Source organism: Vogesella margarita, assembly GCF_028548475.1.
Taxonomy (GTDB): domain Bacteria; phylum Pseudomonadota; class Gammaproteobacteria; order Burkholderiales; family Chromobacteriaceae; genus Vogesella; species Vogesella margarita.
Genome location: NZ_JAQQLE010000006.1, coordinates 113,309 through 128,856 on the forward strand (window position 1 = coordinate 113,309; position 15,548 = coordinate 128,856).

14 protein-coding genes and 1 other RNA gene are annotated in these 15,548 nt (G+C 62.9%); 6 read left to right on the plus strand and 9 right to left on the minus strand.

The features are described 5' to 3' along the window. Nucleotides 1-122: 122 nt before the first annotated feature. Complete coding sequence (locus PQU96_RS08405) at nucleotides 123-383, plus strand: transporter substrate-binding domain-containing protein (protein WP_272771856.1); 261 nt, start codon at nucleotides 123-125, stop codon at nucleotides 381-383. Beyond that, nucleotides 380-703 carry a transporter substrate-binding domain-containing protein gene (locus PQU96_RS08410; protein WP_373316281.1) on the plus strand — a complete coding sequence of 108 codons (324 nt, stop codon included), beginning with the start codon at nucleotides 380-382 and terminating at the stop codon, nucleotides 701-703. Before PQU96_RS08405 ends, PQU96_RS08410 begins: the two co-directional genes overlap by 4 nt. Before the next feature lie 258 nt (nucleotides 704-961). Here the strand turns inward: PQU96_RS08410 and PQU96_RS08415 are convergent, their stop codons facing one another. The 4 genes from PQU96_RS08415 to PQU96_RS08430 all read right to left on the minus strand — a co-directional run bounded on the left by PQU96_RS08415 (nucleotide 962) and on the right by PQU96_RS08430 (nucleotide 7,407). Further along, complete coding sequence (locus tag PQU96_RS08415; RefSeq protein WP_272771858.1) at nucleotides 962-1,828, minus strand: alpha/beta fold hydrolase; 867 nt, start codon at nucleotides 1,826-1,828, stop codon at nucleotides 962-964. Next, the gene (locus tag PQU96_RS08420) at nucleotides 1,821-3,506 is read right to left on the minus strand and encodes a hypothetical protein (protein WP_272771859.1); all 1,686 of its coding nucleotides are present in this window, start codon (nucleotides 3,504-3,506) and stop codon (nucleotides 1,821-1,823) included. The genes PQU96_RS08415 and PQU96_RS08420 overlap by 8 nt, the downstream gene beginning before the upstream one ends. A gap of 56 nt (nucleotides 3,507-3,562) precedes the next feature. Continuing rightward, entirely contained in the window at nucleotides 3,563-5,380 is a 1,818-nt protein-coding gene (locus PQU96_RS08425; protein WP_272771860.1) for a hypothetical protein, read from the minus strand. A 65-nt stretch (nucleotides 5,381-5,445) separates the two neighbouring features. After that, on the minus strand, nucleotides 5,446-7,407 hold the full coding sequence (locus PQU96_RS08430) for an autotransporter family protein (RefSeq protein ID WP_272771861.1): 1,962 nt from the start codon (nucleotides 7,405-7,407) through the stop codon (nucleotides 5,446-5,448). A gap of 243 nt (nucleotides 7,408-7,650) precedes the next feature. Between PQU96_RS08430 and PQU96_RS08435 the strand changes: the two genes are divergently transcribed. After that, nucleotides 7,651-8,244, plus strand: a complete 594-nt coding sequence (locus PQU96_RS08435) for a TIGR02466 family protein (RefSeq protein ID WP_272771862.1) — start codon at nucleotides 7,651-7,653, stop codon at nucleotides 8,242-8,244. 467 nt (nucleotides 8,245-8,711) lie between these two features. Here PQU96_RS08435 and lipA read toward each other — a convergent pair whose 3' ends face one another. From lipA to PQU96_RS08455, 4 genes are all read right to left on the minus strand, one after another. Beyond that, complete coding sequence (gene lipA / locus PQU96_RS08440) at nucleotides 8,712-9,659, minus strand: lipoyl synthase (RefSeq protein WP_272771863.1); 948 nt, start codon at nucleotides 9,657-9,659, stop codon at nucleotides 8,712-8,714. Next, the gene (gene lipB, locus PQU96_RS08445) at nucleotides 9,656-10,279 is read right to left on the minus strand and encodes a lipoyl(octanoyl) transferase LipB (RefSeq protein WP_272771864.1); all 624 of its coding nucleotides are present in this window, start codon (nucleotides 10,277-10,279) and stop codon (nucleotides 9,656-9,658) included. Before lipB ends, lipA begins: the two co-directional genes overlap by 4 nt. A 3-nt stretch (nucleotides 10,280-10,282) precedes the next feature. Beyond that, nucleotides 10,283-10,552: an HP0495 family protein gene (locus tag PQU96_RS08450; RefSeq protein ID WP_272771865.1), complete on the minus strand. Its 270-nt coding sequence runs from the start codon at nucleotides 10,550-10,552 to the stop codon at nucleotides 10,283-10,285. 70 nt (nucleotides 10,553-10,622) lie between these two features. Next, the gene (locus tag PQU96_RS08455; RefSeq protein WP_272771866.1) at nucleotides 10,623-11,765 is read right to left on the minus strand and encodes a D-alanyl-D-alanine carboxypeptidase family protein; all 1,143 of its coding nucleotides are present in this window, start codon (nucleotides 11,763-11,765) and stop codon (nucleotides 10,623-10,625) included. Nucleotides 11,766-11,996: 231 nt separating this feature from the next. Here PQU96_RS08455 and ilvA point away from each other — a divergent pair, with 231 nt between their 5' ends. Next, nucleotides 11,997-13,526: a threonine ammonia-lyase, biosynthetic gene (gene ilvA / locus PQU96_RS08460; RefSeq protein ID WP_272771867.1), complete on the plus strand. Its 1,530-nt coding sequence runs from the start codon at nucleotides 11,997-11,999 to the stop codon at nucleotides 13,524-13,526. Nucleotides 13,527-13,598: 72 nt separating this feature from the next. Beyond that, nucleotides 13,599-14,249, plus strand: coding sequence for an HAD family hydrolase (locus PQU96_RS08465; protein WP_272771868.1), 651 nt, complete (start codon nucleotides 13,599-13,601; stop codon nucleotides 14,247-14,249). Between the two features lie 74 nt (nucleotides 14,250-14,323). Here the strand turns inward: PQU96_RS08465 and PQU96_RS08470 are convergent, their stop codons facing one another. Beyond that, the gene (locus PQU96_RS08470; RefSeq protein WP_272771869.1) at nucleotides 14,324-14,503 is read right to left on the minus strand and encodes a DUF3330 domain-containing protein; all 180 of its coding nucleotides are present in this window, start codon (nucleotides 14,501-14,503) and stop codon (nucleotides 14,324-14,326) included. A 306-nt stretch (nucleotides 14,504-14,809) separates the two neighbouring features. On the opposite strand from PQU96_RS08470, the gene ssrA reads away from it, so the two are divergent. Continuing rightward, nucleotides 14,810-15,174, plus strand: a transfer-messenger RNA (tmRNA) gene (gene ssrA, locus PQU96_RS08475). Nucleotides 15,175-15,548: the final 374 nt, after the last annotated feature.

Below are 15,548 nucleotides of genomic sequence, written 5' to 3' on the forward strand. Positions count from 1 at the left end.
ACAACGGCGCCCACTGGCGCCGTTGTCGGAGGGTTGCGGCCAACATTATGTGGCTTCCAATACTTGATTGTACTTGAAGGCGATTTTACCAGCCGTTTTACATCACTCATCGCGACTAGGCAATGGACTTCGACGGCATTATTCCGGCGTTGCAGGCGAAGAAATTCGAAGTGGCCATCGCCTCGATGAGCATTACCTCCGATCGCGCCAAGGTAGTTGATTTCAGCGACATGTACTTCAACGTCCCCGGCCGCCTGCTGGCCAAGGCCGGCGCCCAGATCAATGACGCCTGGTACAAGGGCAAGAACATCGGCGCGCAGCGCAGCGCAGCGCGGTGCAGGAGCAGGAGCAGGAGCAGGAGCAGCAAGGCAGCGACAAGATGAAGCCGAAAGACGCCAGCATCAATATCTACGGCAAGATCACCGATGCCTTCCTCGACCTGTCCAGCCAGTGCCTGGATGCGGTGTTCCTGGAGTCCACCGTGGGTGAGGAAGACTTCCTGAAAACCGGCAAGGGCTACGCCTTTGTCGGCCCCATCTTCAACGACCCGAAGTACTATCAGGGTTGCGGCATTGCGGTACAGAAAGGCAACAAGGATCTGCTGGCCAAGATCAACGTAGCACTGAAGAAAATCCTGAAAGACGGCACCTACAAGAAGATTCAGGACAAGTACTTCAGCAACGACATCTACCCATTCAAGTAAGCATCAGGCTGCGGCCAACCGCCGTACCCGGACTCCGCAACCCGCACCGCATCGGTGCGGGTTTTGTTTTGCCGCCCGCCGTCAGCACGCCGGCCAAGCGGAATAAAAACGGTAAAACCGGCACCATTGCGCAATAAAAATACGTCAACTCGCGCGGGGGCCGCGACCACTCGCCACCTAATTGAAATCAATTTGTCGCGGCCAAACAGCGGCGCCCCCGGCAACCCGGGCGCGGCAGTACCTCGCGGATGCCGGCCCCTACTGCAGCATATGCCAGGAGAACAGCGCCTCCTGTTTCAGCGCCGGCCACCGCTGCTGCCAGCAGCAGGGGTGGTCAAATCCCGGAACCAGCACCACCGCCGGCCGTTTTGTTGCCGGGAAACGCGCGGCGTAGGACAGCACCGGCCCGCTCCCGACCTGCCGGTCGGCGACACCGACATAGTGGCGCTGCGGCACATGCTGCAGACGTTGCCAGCTGTCAGCCGGGTTGAGCGAGCCCGTCAGCGGTGAAAGATGCTTGGCCGCGGTCCACGCCTGGTGATCAAGGTTGGCCGCAAGGGTAATCAGCCCGGCCACGTCCTGGCGCCGCGCGGCCAGCAGGCTGGCCAGCGTCCCGCCACCGGAATAGCCGACCAGAACCAGCCGCTGTGCCTGAAAGCGCTGCTTGAGTTGATCAAGCGCCTGATTACTCGCCTGCACCACTTCCGGCGCAAAGCGGTGACTGGTCCAGTATTTTTGTGCGCAAAGCTCGCTACCGACACCTTCGTACTGGCATGGCCGCGCCAGATACGCCGCCGGCTCCGGATCCTGCAGCGCCAGCAGCAGCGAGAGAGGCGTAAGCGGCGTCGGATCCAGCGATGGCGTATCCGCCGATAGCCACGCCAGGCCGTCCCCCTCCAGATACACCGTCAGCGTACCGGTAGCGGGAACGCTGGCCGGCAGATAGGCCCGCAGGCTAAAGCTGCCGGTATGCAGGCTGAGCGGCTGCCAACCGCGTGCCGCCGCCAGTTGCAGCGCCTGGCCGTTACGCTCTGCCGCATCCGGAATATGCACGCAGCCTGCCAGCAGCCCCAGCAGCAGTCCGCCACCAGCCAGCCGGCGTGAGCTCTTTCGCCATCTATTCATGTTCAGCATCCCCACACTGCTGCACCCGCACCGCCCGGTCCAGCGGCAGCGCCTCCTCTCGCCACTGCGCCGGTGTGACGGCGATCGTCAGTGCGTCAACACTGCGGTCGCTCAAGAGCGCCAGGCAGCGCTGGTACAGGCTGCTGCAGGCCAAGTGATGGCGCTGCCCGGTAGCGTCCTCGCTGTGCTGCGCAGTGGTGAAGTAGCACGCCACCCCGGCACGCTGCAGCTCGTCGCGGCGCTGCCGTGCCGCCACCTCGGCCATGGCGCCGCCGACGAACAGCTCAACCGGAATACGCCCCCCCGTCGGGAACAGCTGCTGCATCAGCAGCGGCATCGCGTCGTGCGAACTCTGGCTGGCGCCCAGCGCCGGCGCGGCATTGACCTCGTTGATGATGGCACCGTTGGCATGCCAAGGCTGGCCGATATCAGGTGTGATCATGTCGATGCCGGCCACCTCCAGGCCGAACAGCGCCGCCGCACGCAGTGCCAGCGCCAGATTGTCCGGATGGGCGGCGGCCAGCATGTCTTCATCGCGGCCGCCATCGGCCGACGATTCGATCGCGCGCAACGCTATCCACGCCCCCGCCGCCGGCACCGACGCCAGCTGCAGACCCGCCGCGCGCAGGCAGGTGTGGGTGTCGTCGTCGGCCCGCAACGGCGGCGTGCGCCGCCACGGCGGCAGGGCCAGCTGCTGCAAGTTGGCCGCATCGATCAGCGCCTGGATGCTGCGCACGCCATCGCCTTGCACCGACACCGGCAGGCGCTTGACCACATACATCACCCGCCCTCCGACCACCAGAATGCGATGACAGACGCCGGGAGCCTGCTGCTCAAGCAACAGCGGCCAGCCATAATGCGCAGCCTTGTCCAGCGCCAGTTGCAGCTGCGAGTGGTTGCCGATCCCGGTGCTGACGCCTTCGCCACGATCACGCGCCAGCGGTTTCACCACCAGCGGCCAGCCCAGCTCCTGCGCCGCGGCGCTGGCCTGTTCGCCATTGCCGACCAACCGCTGCACTGCCGTGGGCAGCCCCGCCTGCCGCAACCACTGCGCGGCCAGCTGCTTGTTGCCCGCCGCGCGGATGCCGATCGAGGAGTCGCTATCCAGCCGGCTGGTGAAGGCGTGTCGCAGCTGCACGCCCCAGCCCAGCTGGAACACGCCGTTGCCCTCGTGCCACCACGGGATGCCAAGGTTGGCCGCAGCCTGCAGCAGTGCCATGCTCGACGGCGCGGCGATGGCGTGCGGCAGAAGCCGCGGCAGGATGTCCTGCGCCAGCGACTGGAAAAACGCGGCCAGCGGATCACTGCCCGCCGCCTGCCAGGCCACCGCCTGCAGCCAGCGGACACAGTAATCACAGGCCTGCAGCAGCAGCGTGGCCGCTACGCCATCCAGTTGTGCAAAGGCGATGTCGCACTGCCATGGTGCTGCCGCATCCTGCGGCGGCACCATGGCCAGCACCTTGCCGTCGGCCAGCAGCGGTATGCCGCAGCCGCGCAACAGCGCCGGCGTGGCGACGGCAATGCGCCAGGCAAGACGCTGCAGCTGCGCCTCGACCGGGTCGTGCGGTGTGTCCGGCCGCGCGGGCTCGACCAACGGCGACTCCAGCCAGGCATGCAGCCAGGCATCGAGTAAAGGCCAACTCATGTCGGCCGGCAGCGGGCCGAGGCGGATGCTCAACACCTGTTGTGGTTGCCGGAGCGTACTGTCAGCAAGGGAAGGCAAGGTCGTAATCGTCATTGCAGTTCGTCAGCAGAAGGTTGCAGGTATGGTTGCAGCAGTGCCAGCCATTGCCCGGCATCCGGCGGCGCTTGGCCGCACGGGGTCTCGGCCACCACCTCCAGCCGAGAAATGCGGTCGAGCGGCAGCCCAGCCGCCAGCCAGTGACCATTGCTCACCAGCAGCACGCCCTGCACCCGCTGCTCCAGCAACAGCGCCTGCAGCCGGTGAGCCGCGTCTCCCGTCATCGCCAGCGGCTGGCCGTGCACGTCAAGACAGAACTCGTCCGTGCAGATAAAGCAGCTGACGCCCTGCGCCGCCCACGCCGCCTGCCGCTGGCGTGCCGTTGCCAGTGCGGCCGCGCCGCCGACGTAGACCTCGACCGGGATGCGGCCACCAGCAGGCCACAGCTGCCGCAGCATGGCGGGCAGATAGCACCGGTAGCGCGTGCCAGCGCCCAGCTGCGGCGCATGATTGACCTCGTTGATTACCGCGCCGTTTTCATGCCACGGACGCCGGATATCCGGCGAAATGATATCCACCCCGGCCATCGCCAGCCCCAGCCGGCGGGCGGCACGGCAGGCCAGCGCGATGTTGTCCGGATGCACCAGCCCGGTCACATCCTCGTCCAGCGCACCGTCGATATTGCTGGGGATGTCGCGCAGGAAGAGCGGCGTGCCGGCGGGCGGGATGCTGTGCCAGTCATAGCCCTGCCGGGCGAGGCAAGCGGTCGCGGCCTGATCCTGCGGCAGCGGCGGCAGGCACCACCACAGCATCTCCTCCTGTCGCCGGTGATTCTCCGCAGCCAGGCAGTGCGCGAGATCATGGTGACCATCGGCAACCAGCGCCGCCGGCCGGCGGCGCATCACGAACAGCAGTTCGCCATCCACCACCTGCAGGTGATGGGTATCGCCGGCGACCTGGCGCTCGACAATCACCTCGCCGGCCACGGCTGCCGCCAGCCGGAAGGCCTGGCGTGCGTCGGCCTCGCTCGCCACGTCGACACTCACCCCCTGCCCGCCCTCGCCGCTTGCCGGCTTGAACACCAGCGGTGCCGCCATGTCGCGCCATGCCAGCACCGCATCGGCCTCCGTCGCCACCAGCCGCTGCTCCGGCACCGGCATGCCGCCGCTGGCCAGCCAGCGCCGGGTCAACACCTTGTTGCCGCTGACCTGGATGCCGAGCATCGAATCCGTCTCCAGCCCCCCCTGCTGCAGCCGTCGAGCATGACCGCCCCAGCCGATCTGGTAGCAGCCCTGCCCCAGATGCTGCCACGGCAGTTCGGCCACCGTGGCGGCAGCCAGCAGCGACAAGGTGGTGTCGTCAGTCGGATTGTGCCGGCACAACGGCCCGATCAGGGTCGCCTCCAGTTGCCGGTACAACACTTCGCTGGCGGCAAAGTGGCCGGGGTTGGCGAGATAGCCGCTCAGCACGATGGCGGCGGCTTCGTAACAGCGTGAGACATCCGCCGCCGGGAAATACGCCACTTGCGCAATCGCCGCCTCAACCTGCCAGCCATCCGCCGCCGCCGGCAGCCGCGTGATCACCCCCGGCGTGAATACCGGGATGCGCGCCAGCCGCTGCAGCTGTGCGGCCAACTGCAGCACACGCCAGGCCCACTGTGCCACGCGCTGTTCGGCTTCAGACCACAGGGGGTCCATGGCTGCGGGCGTAACCACCAGCCGGAATGTCGCCGCCAGCCAGCGGTCGGCCGCCTGCCAGTCGGAGTCTGGTACTAGCACCACAGAGCGGAAGCGGAGGGTCTGTACCGGCTGGGACAGCCCGTAGCGGTAGACCGGCGAACGGGCAGGCTGCAACTCAAGTATGTAGGTCATGAAAAAAACATAAAAAATGGCAGTGGCGCGCGCCACTGCCATGGTCAATCATAAAACCGGCTGGCTCAGAACATCCAGCGCAGTTTGACCGACACGGTCTGGTTCAGGAAGTCGGTCTTGTACAGCGCATCGTAACGGCCGGTGATTTCCATGCCGCTGGCGGTTTTGTGGGTCAGGCCGAAGCCGCCACGCACCTGCCACGGGCTGGGTTCCGCACCGTAGGTGACAAACGCCGCATTGGGCGCGCCGGCAAAGGCCGACACGATGGACGAGCGCTCGTTGAGAGTATCGTAACCGACACCGAGGTTGGCCTGCAGCTGGGTGCCGTTGCCGAGATCCTTGTTCAGCTTGCCTTCCAGCGCCAGCACCAGTGCATCCGACGTGCGGCTTTGCACCTGCAGGTTCAGTGCGCCGGCACCGGTTTCGCTGTAGGCCTGATCCTTGATCCAGGTGTAGTCGGCACGCAGTGATGGAATGACCGTGGTACTGCTATCCAGCGCATAGCTGCGACCGATACCCAGGCCGGCATGCGCGGTGAAGCTGTCATAGTCGGAAGAGGCCGTGGACTGGGTGAATGCGATCCGGCGTTCGCCCTGCGAGTTGCCCTGGCCAACGTCCACCTGGAAATTCAGATTGGTGCGCTCGTCCAGGCTGTAGCTGCCGTAGCCGACCAGCTGATAGACATCCACTTCGCTGCTCTGCTTCGCCACCGTGGACTTGCCGTCGATATCGATATTGGCATAGGCCAGCGCGCCACCCAGACGCAGCTGCGGCGACAAGGCACCGTCGACCCCGACCGTCAGACCACGGGTGCGCGCATCATAGCCGGCTACGCCGTCACGGTTTTCCTGCTCCGCCCAAGAGCCGAACGGTTTGACCCACACATAACGGTCGCTAAACGCCTGGTCACCGGCCGACAGACCGGTACTGCCTTCGATACGTGCCTGTACGATCTGGTTGACGCTTGCCAGTGCATCCTGCGTCGCAGTGATAGAAGCGCCGGTATGCAGCGGCAGGGTCTGCGACACCGCGTCGGACACTTCCTGCGCGGTAGCCAGCTGGCCCAGTGCATCGACCACCTCTTGCAGACCGGACGCACCGGAATCCAGCACCTGTGCCGCACCCAGCCCCGGGGTATTGCTGTTGTCACGCGCCGCCTGCTCCACCGTCAGTGCGCGCACGGCGTCGATATACAGGGTGTTGGAAACCACTTGCTGCGTGAAGTTGAACAGTGCGCTGTTGTCGGTGATCTGCGAGAAGGTGCCGGTGAAGGTATTCGTCGCGTGGATGATGCCGAAGGAGTGGAGGCCAGAGCTCAGGCTCAGCCCGCTGTTGGCTTTCACGTCCACATCCAGTGTGCCATCCAGCTCAACGTTGGCCGCCTGCAGGTAGCTGTAGCTGCCTTCACTGCTGGTCGACACGATGCCTACCCGCAGCGTGGCACCAGACTCCTGGCTGAAGTCACCACTCAGCACCGCTGAGCCAGCGCTACCGCTGTTACGCAGGTCGTCCCTGTCGACGCCATTCTTGAGCGTCACCACGCCGCCGTTCTGGTTGAACAGGTCGGTGGCGACGATGGAGCCGGCGATCTGGCCCTGGTTATAGATACTGATGTCCTGCGCTTCCAGGCCGCCGGCACGGTTCACGGCATAGCTCTGCCCCACAATCACGCCACTGCTACGGTTGTAAATCTGGGTGTCAAGACTGCTCGAATCATCCTGCAAGTAGATCGCCGTGCTACCGGTAATCCGGCCACTGTTGTCAACGGAAGTCGACACTTCGTTGCCAGAATTGATGGTAACGGCAGTGTTGCCGCTCACATCGATGGCACCGGCAGAGCTAACGGACAGGTCGCTGCATACCGTCGCCGCAGTGGTTGTCTCGGTGGTGACGGAGGTGGTGCAAGGAGTCGCCTGCGCCGAACCGGCGGCCAAGGCAAAACAGGCGGCGGCGGTGGCCAGCACCAGCAGTTTTTGCTTGCTGCCAGGTTGGCCGCAGGCAGGACGGGTGGAGAATAGGGTAGGCATAGCGATTCCTAGTCTGGTACGGGTGGCGACATTGTGATTACATAAGGACAACTTGAAAATAAAATGTCATAGCAACGGCCGCCTTATTATCCAGACTGTGGTTTTTCACACCCGAAAATCGGGGGCAAAAGGCTGTCAATACAGGCGTTACACCGCCAAGAACCCAAACTGTCGGCACACAGCCCTCACAGCAAAACCGCTGTTATCCAGTACATTTTATAAAAAAAACTGAAAAATACCTCGATGCAACAACTCAATCTTGCCCACATGGAGCTGTTTCCGACCCGGGTCTGGTCGGTCAGCCTGTCAGCCCTGAACGAACACGTGCCGCAATGGACGGCACAGGTCGAATTGTGGCGGCAGCAGCATCCAGTTGCGGAGGGACGCTCCAACCGCATGGGCTGGAACAGTGCACAGACACTGTTTGACGACCCGCTTTTTCTGCCGCTGACACAGGCGGTACGGAGCGTTTTCGATTTCATCTTCAACGAAATGGGCCCGCCACTGCATCGCTACCAGCTGAAAGCCTGGGCCAATGTGCATGACGCCGGCGGCTACAACACCTTTCACAATCACGCCGGTGCCCTGCTCAGCGCCTGTTACTACCTGAAGGTACCCGCCGGCAGCGGACCCATCGTGCTGCGCGACCCGCGCCCCGGCGCGCTGCTGTCACCGTGGCAAGGCAGCCTGCGCCCCAACGCCGGCAGCGAGATTTCCATTGCCCCGGAAGCTGGCCAGCTACTGGTGTTTCCCAACTGGCTGGAACATGGCACCGAAGCCCATGCCGGCAGCGAGTCGCGCATCTCCATCCCGATCAATGCCATCTTGGGCCCTTGAGCCGCAGCCGACATTATCGTTTCCGGTATCTCCAAGGCCACATGGGTTCTCACTTAAGCTGGCGACTAGCCTGTTGCGGCAGATAGCCATCTCGCTTGATGAAGCGTTATCGGATCCGCCAATGCCAAAGCCCACCGGAAATCCGCACCAATATTTGCCCAACGTCGAAGACTGGCTTGTCCTGCTCGTCAGTACATGAGCCTGTCCGAAAATCACGCCGCGCTACCCAGCAGGATTCGTATCGACGAAAATCCGCACAAGCAGCCTTGGCGTTGCTCCACATGCGTAGCAACACTTCATGCAAACTAAAAAGCCGACCAAAAGGTCGGCTTTTTAGAAAACCTGACAGCTAGCGCCCAAAAAACACTATTAAAGATGCATTAGTGATCTGTATCGGCCAGTAGCCAGTAGCAATGTAGAGTACAAATTATCGTTGTTCAGTACACTCAAGCGTTGGAAGTGTCACCTTACACGCCGGCCTCGTGCGCCTGCACGTCAGCGTGATAGCTGGAACGTACCATGGCGCCGACGGCGGCGTGCTTGAAGCCCATTTCGTAGGCACGGGTTTCGTACTGCTTGAACACGTCCGGGTGCACGTAGCGCAGCACCGGCAGGTGGCCGTCGGTCGGCTGCAGGTACTGGCCGATGGTGATCATGTCGATATCGTGGGCGCGCATGTCGGCCATCACTTCGTACACTTCTTCATCGGTTTCGCCGAGGCCGACCATGATGCCGGACTTGGTGCGCACTTCCGGATTGCGCGCCTTGTACTCTTTCAGCAGCGTCAGCGAGTGCTGGTAGTCGGAGCCGGGACGGGCCTGCTTGTACAGGCGCGGCGCGGTTTCCAGGTTGTGGTTCATCACGTCCGGCGCGGTGGCGCTGAGGATGTCCAGCGCGATGTCGAGACGGCCGCGGAAGTCCGGCACCAGCACCTCGATCTGGGTGCCCGGCGACTGCTTGCGCACTTCGCTGATGCAATCGGCAAAGTGCTGGGCACCGCCGTCACGCAGGTCGTCGCGGTCAACCGAGGTGATCACCACGTAGCGCAGCTTGAGCGCGGCCACGGTTTCGGCGAGGTGGATCGGCTCCTGCGCGTCCAGCGGGTTCGGACGGCCGTGGCCGACGTCACAGAACGGGCAGCGGCGGGTGCAGATGTCGCCCATGATCATGAAGGTGGCGGTGCCCTTGCTGAAGCATTCGCCGATGTTCGGGCAGGTCGCCTCTTCACAGACGGTGTGCAGTTTCTGCTCGCGCAGGATCTGCTTGATCTCGTTGAAACGCTGGCCGTTCGGCAGCTTGGCGCGAATCCACTCCGGCTTTTTGAGCTTTTCGTCCAGCGGCACGATCTTGATCGGAATGCGTGCCGTCTTGTCGGCGCCCTTGTGTTTTACGCCAACCTGGTTTTCCAGTTTCATGCTGTCTCCTTCATCACCGTCAGGTGTCGCTCCAGCTGCGGCAGCAGCCGTTCGGCGGCTTGCGCAACGGTCAGCGCAACGCCTTGGTCTTTGATTTGAGTGACCTTGAGGCCGGCATAGCCGCAAGGGTTGATCCACAGGAAGGGCGTCAGGTCCATGTCCACGTTCAGGCTCAGCCCGTGGTAGACGGCGCCGTTCTTGATGCGCAGGCCCAGTGACGCGATCTTCTCGCCGCCTACATAAACGCCGGGGGCGTTGACATCGCCGTAGGCGGCGATACCCAGCTCGCCCAGCATGTCGATGATCGCCTGCTCGATGCGGCGCACCAACTCACGCACGCCGATGCCCATACGCTTGAAGTCGATCAGCAGGTAGACCACCAGCTGGCCGGGGCCGTGATAGGTGACCTGGCCGCCGCGATCGCACTTCACCACCTCGATGCTGCTGGGCATGATCAGGTGCTCCGGCTTGCCGGCCAGGCCCAGGGTGTACACCGGAGGGTGCTCGACGCACCACAGCTCGTCCGGCGTCGCCGGCGTGCGGCTGTCGGTAAAGGCCTGCATGGCCTGCCAGGTCGGCGTGTAGTCGACCAGACCCAGCTGTTTGACGAGGCGGCTCATGGCTTACAGTGCAAACTTGACGAGGGCATGGCTGGATAGCGCGCGATAGATGTCGTCCAGCTGCTCGCGCGACATCGCGGTCACGGTGACGGTCAGCGACACGTAACGGCCGCTGGAGCTGTCGCGCGCCACGATGTCGGTGATGTCCAGATCCGGCGCATGCACGCGCACCACTTCGAAAATGGTGGGGTGGAAGTCAGGATGTTTCTCGCCCATCACCTTGATCGGGAAGCGGCACGGAAACTCCATCAACTCTTTCTGCTCTTCACTCATTGCTCTGTACTCGGCTATTCCTGATGGTCAAGGTTGGCCGCAATGGCTGCGGCCAACCTTGCGTGGCGGCTTACCAGCCCAGCCACAACTTGATGCTGTCCCACAGACGGCTGAAGAAACCACCCTCTTCCACCGCCTTCAGCGCCTGCACCGGGCGCTCCAGCAGCACCTTGCCGTCCAGCGACACGGTCAGCTTGCCGACTTCCTGGCCCTGCTTGATCGGCGCGATCACCGGCTGCAGCGTCTTCATCTCCGCCTTCAGGCGGCTGGTTGCGCCCTTGGCGACGGTCACGTGCACGTCGCGATCAAAACCGATGGCCAGCGTCGAGGCGGCACCCTTGTACACCGGCAGCGTCGAGACGGCTTGTCCGGCAGTATACAATTTGGGCGTTTCGAAAAACTGCAAGCCGTAGTTGAGCAATTTCGAGCTTTCCACCGCGCGGGCTTCCGGGCTGGCGGTGCCGACCACCACCGACAGCACGCGGCGGCCGTCGCGGCGGCTGGAGGCGATCAGGTTGTAGCCGGCGCCCTCGGTATGGCCCGTCTTCATGCCGTCCACGTTCGGATCGCGGTACAGCAGCAGGTTGCGGTTAGGCTGGGTGATGTTGTTATAGGTAAACGACTTGATCGAATACGTCGGGTAGTACTGCGGGAAATCATGGATGATCGCCGCCGATAGCGTGGCCAGGTCGCGCACCGAGGTGAAGTGCTCGGGGTCCGGCAGGCCGGTGGAATTCTTGAAGTTGGTGGCCTTCATGCCCAGGCGCTTGGCCTCGGCCGTCATCATCTGCGCGAACACCTGCTCGCTGCCGGCAATGGCTTCGGCCAGCGTCACGCAGGCGTCGTTGCCGGACTGCACGATCATGCCCTTGATCAGGTTATCGACCGTGACCGGCACTTTCGGGTCGAGGAACATGCGCGAGCCTTCCTGCTTCCAGCCCACCTGCGACACGGTCAGCGTCTGCTCCAGTGTCAGGCGTTTTTCCTTCAGCGCCTTGAAGGTGAGATAGGCCGTCATCAGCTTGGTCAGCGAGGCGGGTTCGACACGCAGGTCCGGATCGCGGGCCGCGATGATCTGGCCGCTCTGGAAATCCATCAGGAAATAGGCCTTGCCCGCGATTTCCGGCACCGGCGGCACGAAAGCGGTATTGGCCTGGGCCAGCGTGGAGAGAGACAGGGCGGCAACAAGCAGTGCAGAGGTAATCTTTTTCATCAGAGGCAAAACACGATTAGGGTGGGTTCAAGGCAAAGCAGGCGGGGATTATACACCCAAGCCCGCGCTTCATTCGCGCTGCGGTACAGGTTTTTCTATACAAAACAAGCCCGCGCGCCGCGCCGACCGCCGCATTGCAGCAATCTTTGCCTTACGGCGCTTTTCGCTGGCACTTGGTTCCTGTTAATCTGGTGATTCATAAAAAAAGACATCATCCGGACACCGATCACCATGCCGCATCCCAAGGACTATCTAGAACGCATTCTTACTTCCAACGTCTACGACGTGGCCATCGAGAGCCCGCTGGACGTGGCCGCCAATCTCAGTCGCCGCACCGGCAACACCATCCTGCTCAAGCGCGAAGACTTGCAGCCGGTGTTCTCGTTCAAGCTGCGCGGCGCCTACAACAAGATGTCCAAGCTCACGCCCGAGCAGCTGGCCCGCGGCGTGATTACCGCCAGCGCCGGCAACCACGCGCAGGGCGTGGCGCTGTCGGCGCAGCGCATCGGCTGTGAAGCCACCATCGTGATGCCGGTCACCACCCCGCAGGTGAAGATCGACGGCGTCACCCGCCGCGGCGGCAAGGTGGTGCTGGCCGGCGAATCGTTCAGCGACGCCTATCAGCACACCATGAAACTGGTGGCCGAAAACGGCATGACCTACATCCCGCCGTTTGACGATCCGGACGTGATCGCCGGCCAGGGCACCATCGGCATGGAAATCCTGCGCCAGCACCCCGGCCCGATCGACGCGGTATTCGTAGCCATCGGCGGCGGCGGCCTCGCCGCGGGCGTGGCCAGCTACATCAAACGCCTGAAGCCGGAAATCAGGATCATCGGCGTGCAGCCGGTCGATTCCGACGCCATGAGGCAGTCGATCGAGGCCGGCCACCGTGTCGAGCTGAAGGACGTCGGCCTGTTCGCCGACGGCGTGGCGGTGAAGCTGGTGGGCGAGGAAACCTTCCGCATCTGCCGCGAGCTGCTGGACGAGATCATGCTGGTCGATACCGACGCCATCTGCGCCGCGATCAAGGACATCTTCGAGGACACCCGTTCCATCACCGAACCGGCCGGCGCGCTGGCGGTGGCGGCGGTCAAGAGCTATATCGAGCGCGAAGGCTGCAGCGGCAAGACCCTTGTCGCCATCAACTGCGGCGCCAACATGAACTTCGACCGCCTGCGCCACGTGTCCGAGCGTTCGGAGCTGGGCGAGCGGCGCGAGGCGGTGATCGCGGTCACCATCCCGGAGAAACCGGGCAGCTTCAAGAAGTTCTGCAGCGTGGTCGGCAACCGCAACATCACCGAGTTCAACTACCGCTTTGCCGATCCGAGCATCGCCCACGTGTTCGTCGGCGTGCAGATCACCGGTCGCGAAGACGTTGGCCGCATCGTAGCCGACCTGCAGAGCAACGAGCTGGACGGGCTAGACCTGACCGACAACGAGCTGGCCAAGCTGCACATCCGCCACCTGGTCGGTGGCCACGCGCCGCAGCTGAAGGACGAGCGCGTGTTCCGCTTCGAGTTCCCCGAGCGTCCGGGCGCGCTGATGCGCTTCCTGGAGGCGATGCACACTAATTGGAACATCAGCCTGTTCCACTACCGCAACCACGGCGCCGACTATGCGCGCGTGCTGGTCGGCATCCAGGTGCCAAGCGAGGACAACGCCGCATTCCAGCAATTCCTCGACAGCCTCGGCTACCCGTGCGTGGAAGAAACCAACAACCCGGCGTACAAGCTGTTCCTCGGCAAGACCGTCCGCTGAACCGCCCCGCCCGCCTGCGGCCAACCTTGCCTCAAGGTTGGCCGCAACTCATTACCGGAGACCTCAGCAATCATGATCAAGGCCGTACTGTTTGACCTTGACGGCACCCTGGCCGACACCGCCCGCGACCTGGGCGCCGCCCTCAACCGCCTGCTGGCCGAGGAAGGCCTGCCGCCACAACCGTACGCGGCGGTGCGCCCGATCGCCAGCCACGGCGCGCGCGGCCTGGTCAGCCTCGGCTTCGGCATCGACAAGACCCACCCGCGCTTCGAGGAATACCGGCTGCGCTTTCTGGATCTGTACGAGCACAGCTTTGCCGACGAGACGGTACTGTTCGACGACATCAACGCGCTGCTGCGCGAAATCGACGCCCGCGGCCTGAAGTGGGGCATCGTCACCAACAAGCCGATGCGCTTCACCGACCGGCTGGTGCCGGCGCTGCCGTTCGCGGTGCCGCCGGCGGTGGTGGTCAGCGGCGACACCGTCGGCGTCGCCAAGCCGGACCCGGCACCGATGCTGCACGCGGCGCAGCAGATCGACATCGCACCGGAGCACTGCCTGTATGTCGGCGATGCCGAGCGCGACATCCAGGCCGGCCGCGCGGTCGGCATGAAAACGGTGCTGGTCAACTGGGGCTATATCGCCGACAGCGACGACACCGACAGCTGGCAGGCCGACATCACCATCGACCAGCCACTGGCGCTGCTGCCCCACCTGTCCTGACACCACAAGGTTGGCCGCAATGCCCCGCGGCATTGCGGCCAACCTTTTGCCACCCTCACCCTCCGTACGGCGCCTCAGCCGGACAACGCCACCAGCGGCGGCGACTCGCCCGGCACCTCATGCTGGTGCCAGCGCACATAGCAGGCCAGCCCGCAGTAATGCGCCACATAGTCGGTCACCTCGCACTCGCCACTATCGGGCGGCAGGCTGTCGAGGCAAACGCTGCACTCCAGTACGGTATCCACGGCATCCATCACACACTCCCCGCAAACAACAAGCCTGCTTTAACGCTAGGCCACCCTGCACCGGGCGGGAAATCGATTATCGCAATGCCGTCAATAGCTTGCCGCCCTGACCAGCCGCCAGCCAACGGCGCCGCGACCATCACCACTCTCCGCCTACCCCGCCCTCCCGCCAGTCGCGCAGACCGGCAAGGACAGGCACCGCCGGAACAACGACCAGCCAGCCGCCATTGCGGAGCCGTGCAGAAATCGCGAATTGAATCAAGCCACTACTGGCGCGTGGCTATACGTTCAGGTATACTGAAGTTCTTCAGATGTGGGGGCGACCTGGTTTCGACGGGGGTTGCGAAGCAGAAGAGGGCATACCGGGATCTCAGACTTCCCGTAAAACACTGAATTTATTTAGTCGCAAACGACGAAAACTACGCTCTAGCAGCCTAACGGCCGGCTAGACACTACAACGGTTCGCAGATGGGCCGGGGGCGTCAAAACCCTGTAGTGTCACTTTACATCTGCTAGTGTTGTGTCGGGTTACTTGGCACAATGCGAACCAAAAGGTAACTCGCCAAAGCTCAGCCTGTCCGTCGGCGTAGTGGAGGTTAAATCCAAATGACACGACTAAGTATGTAGAACTCTCTGTGTAGGATTTCCGGACGCGGGTTCGATTCCCGCCGCCTCCACCACCAACATCAAGTCAAATCAATGACTTAGCAAAAATAGCCCACCTTGCGTGGGCTATTTTTTTGGGCTTTTTGAGGCCGTTTGGTCAGCTTTTCCGTCAGCTTTTTTTCTTCTGTGCCTTCGCATTATTTTTGGCACAGTTTTATGCTGCTTTTGCCCCCCTCCCCACCGCATAATTTGCGCTTATTTCGACTCCAGCCCGCCTCCGCGACCAGGCATTTTTATGCCCTGCCTTCATAAACCGTTAAAACCGGCCATATCGCAATATATCTCGCCAGAAAACCTTATTTTTCATGATTAGCACGATAATTTCACTTTATTTCAGGAACTTGTCAGCCTGAGATAGTCAATAAATAATCAACTCACGCAAATCAAG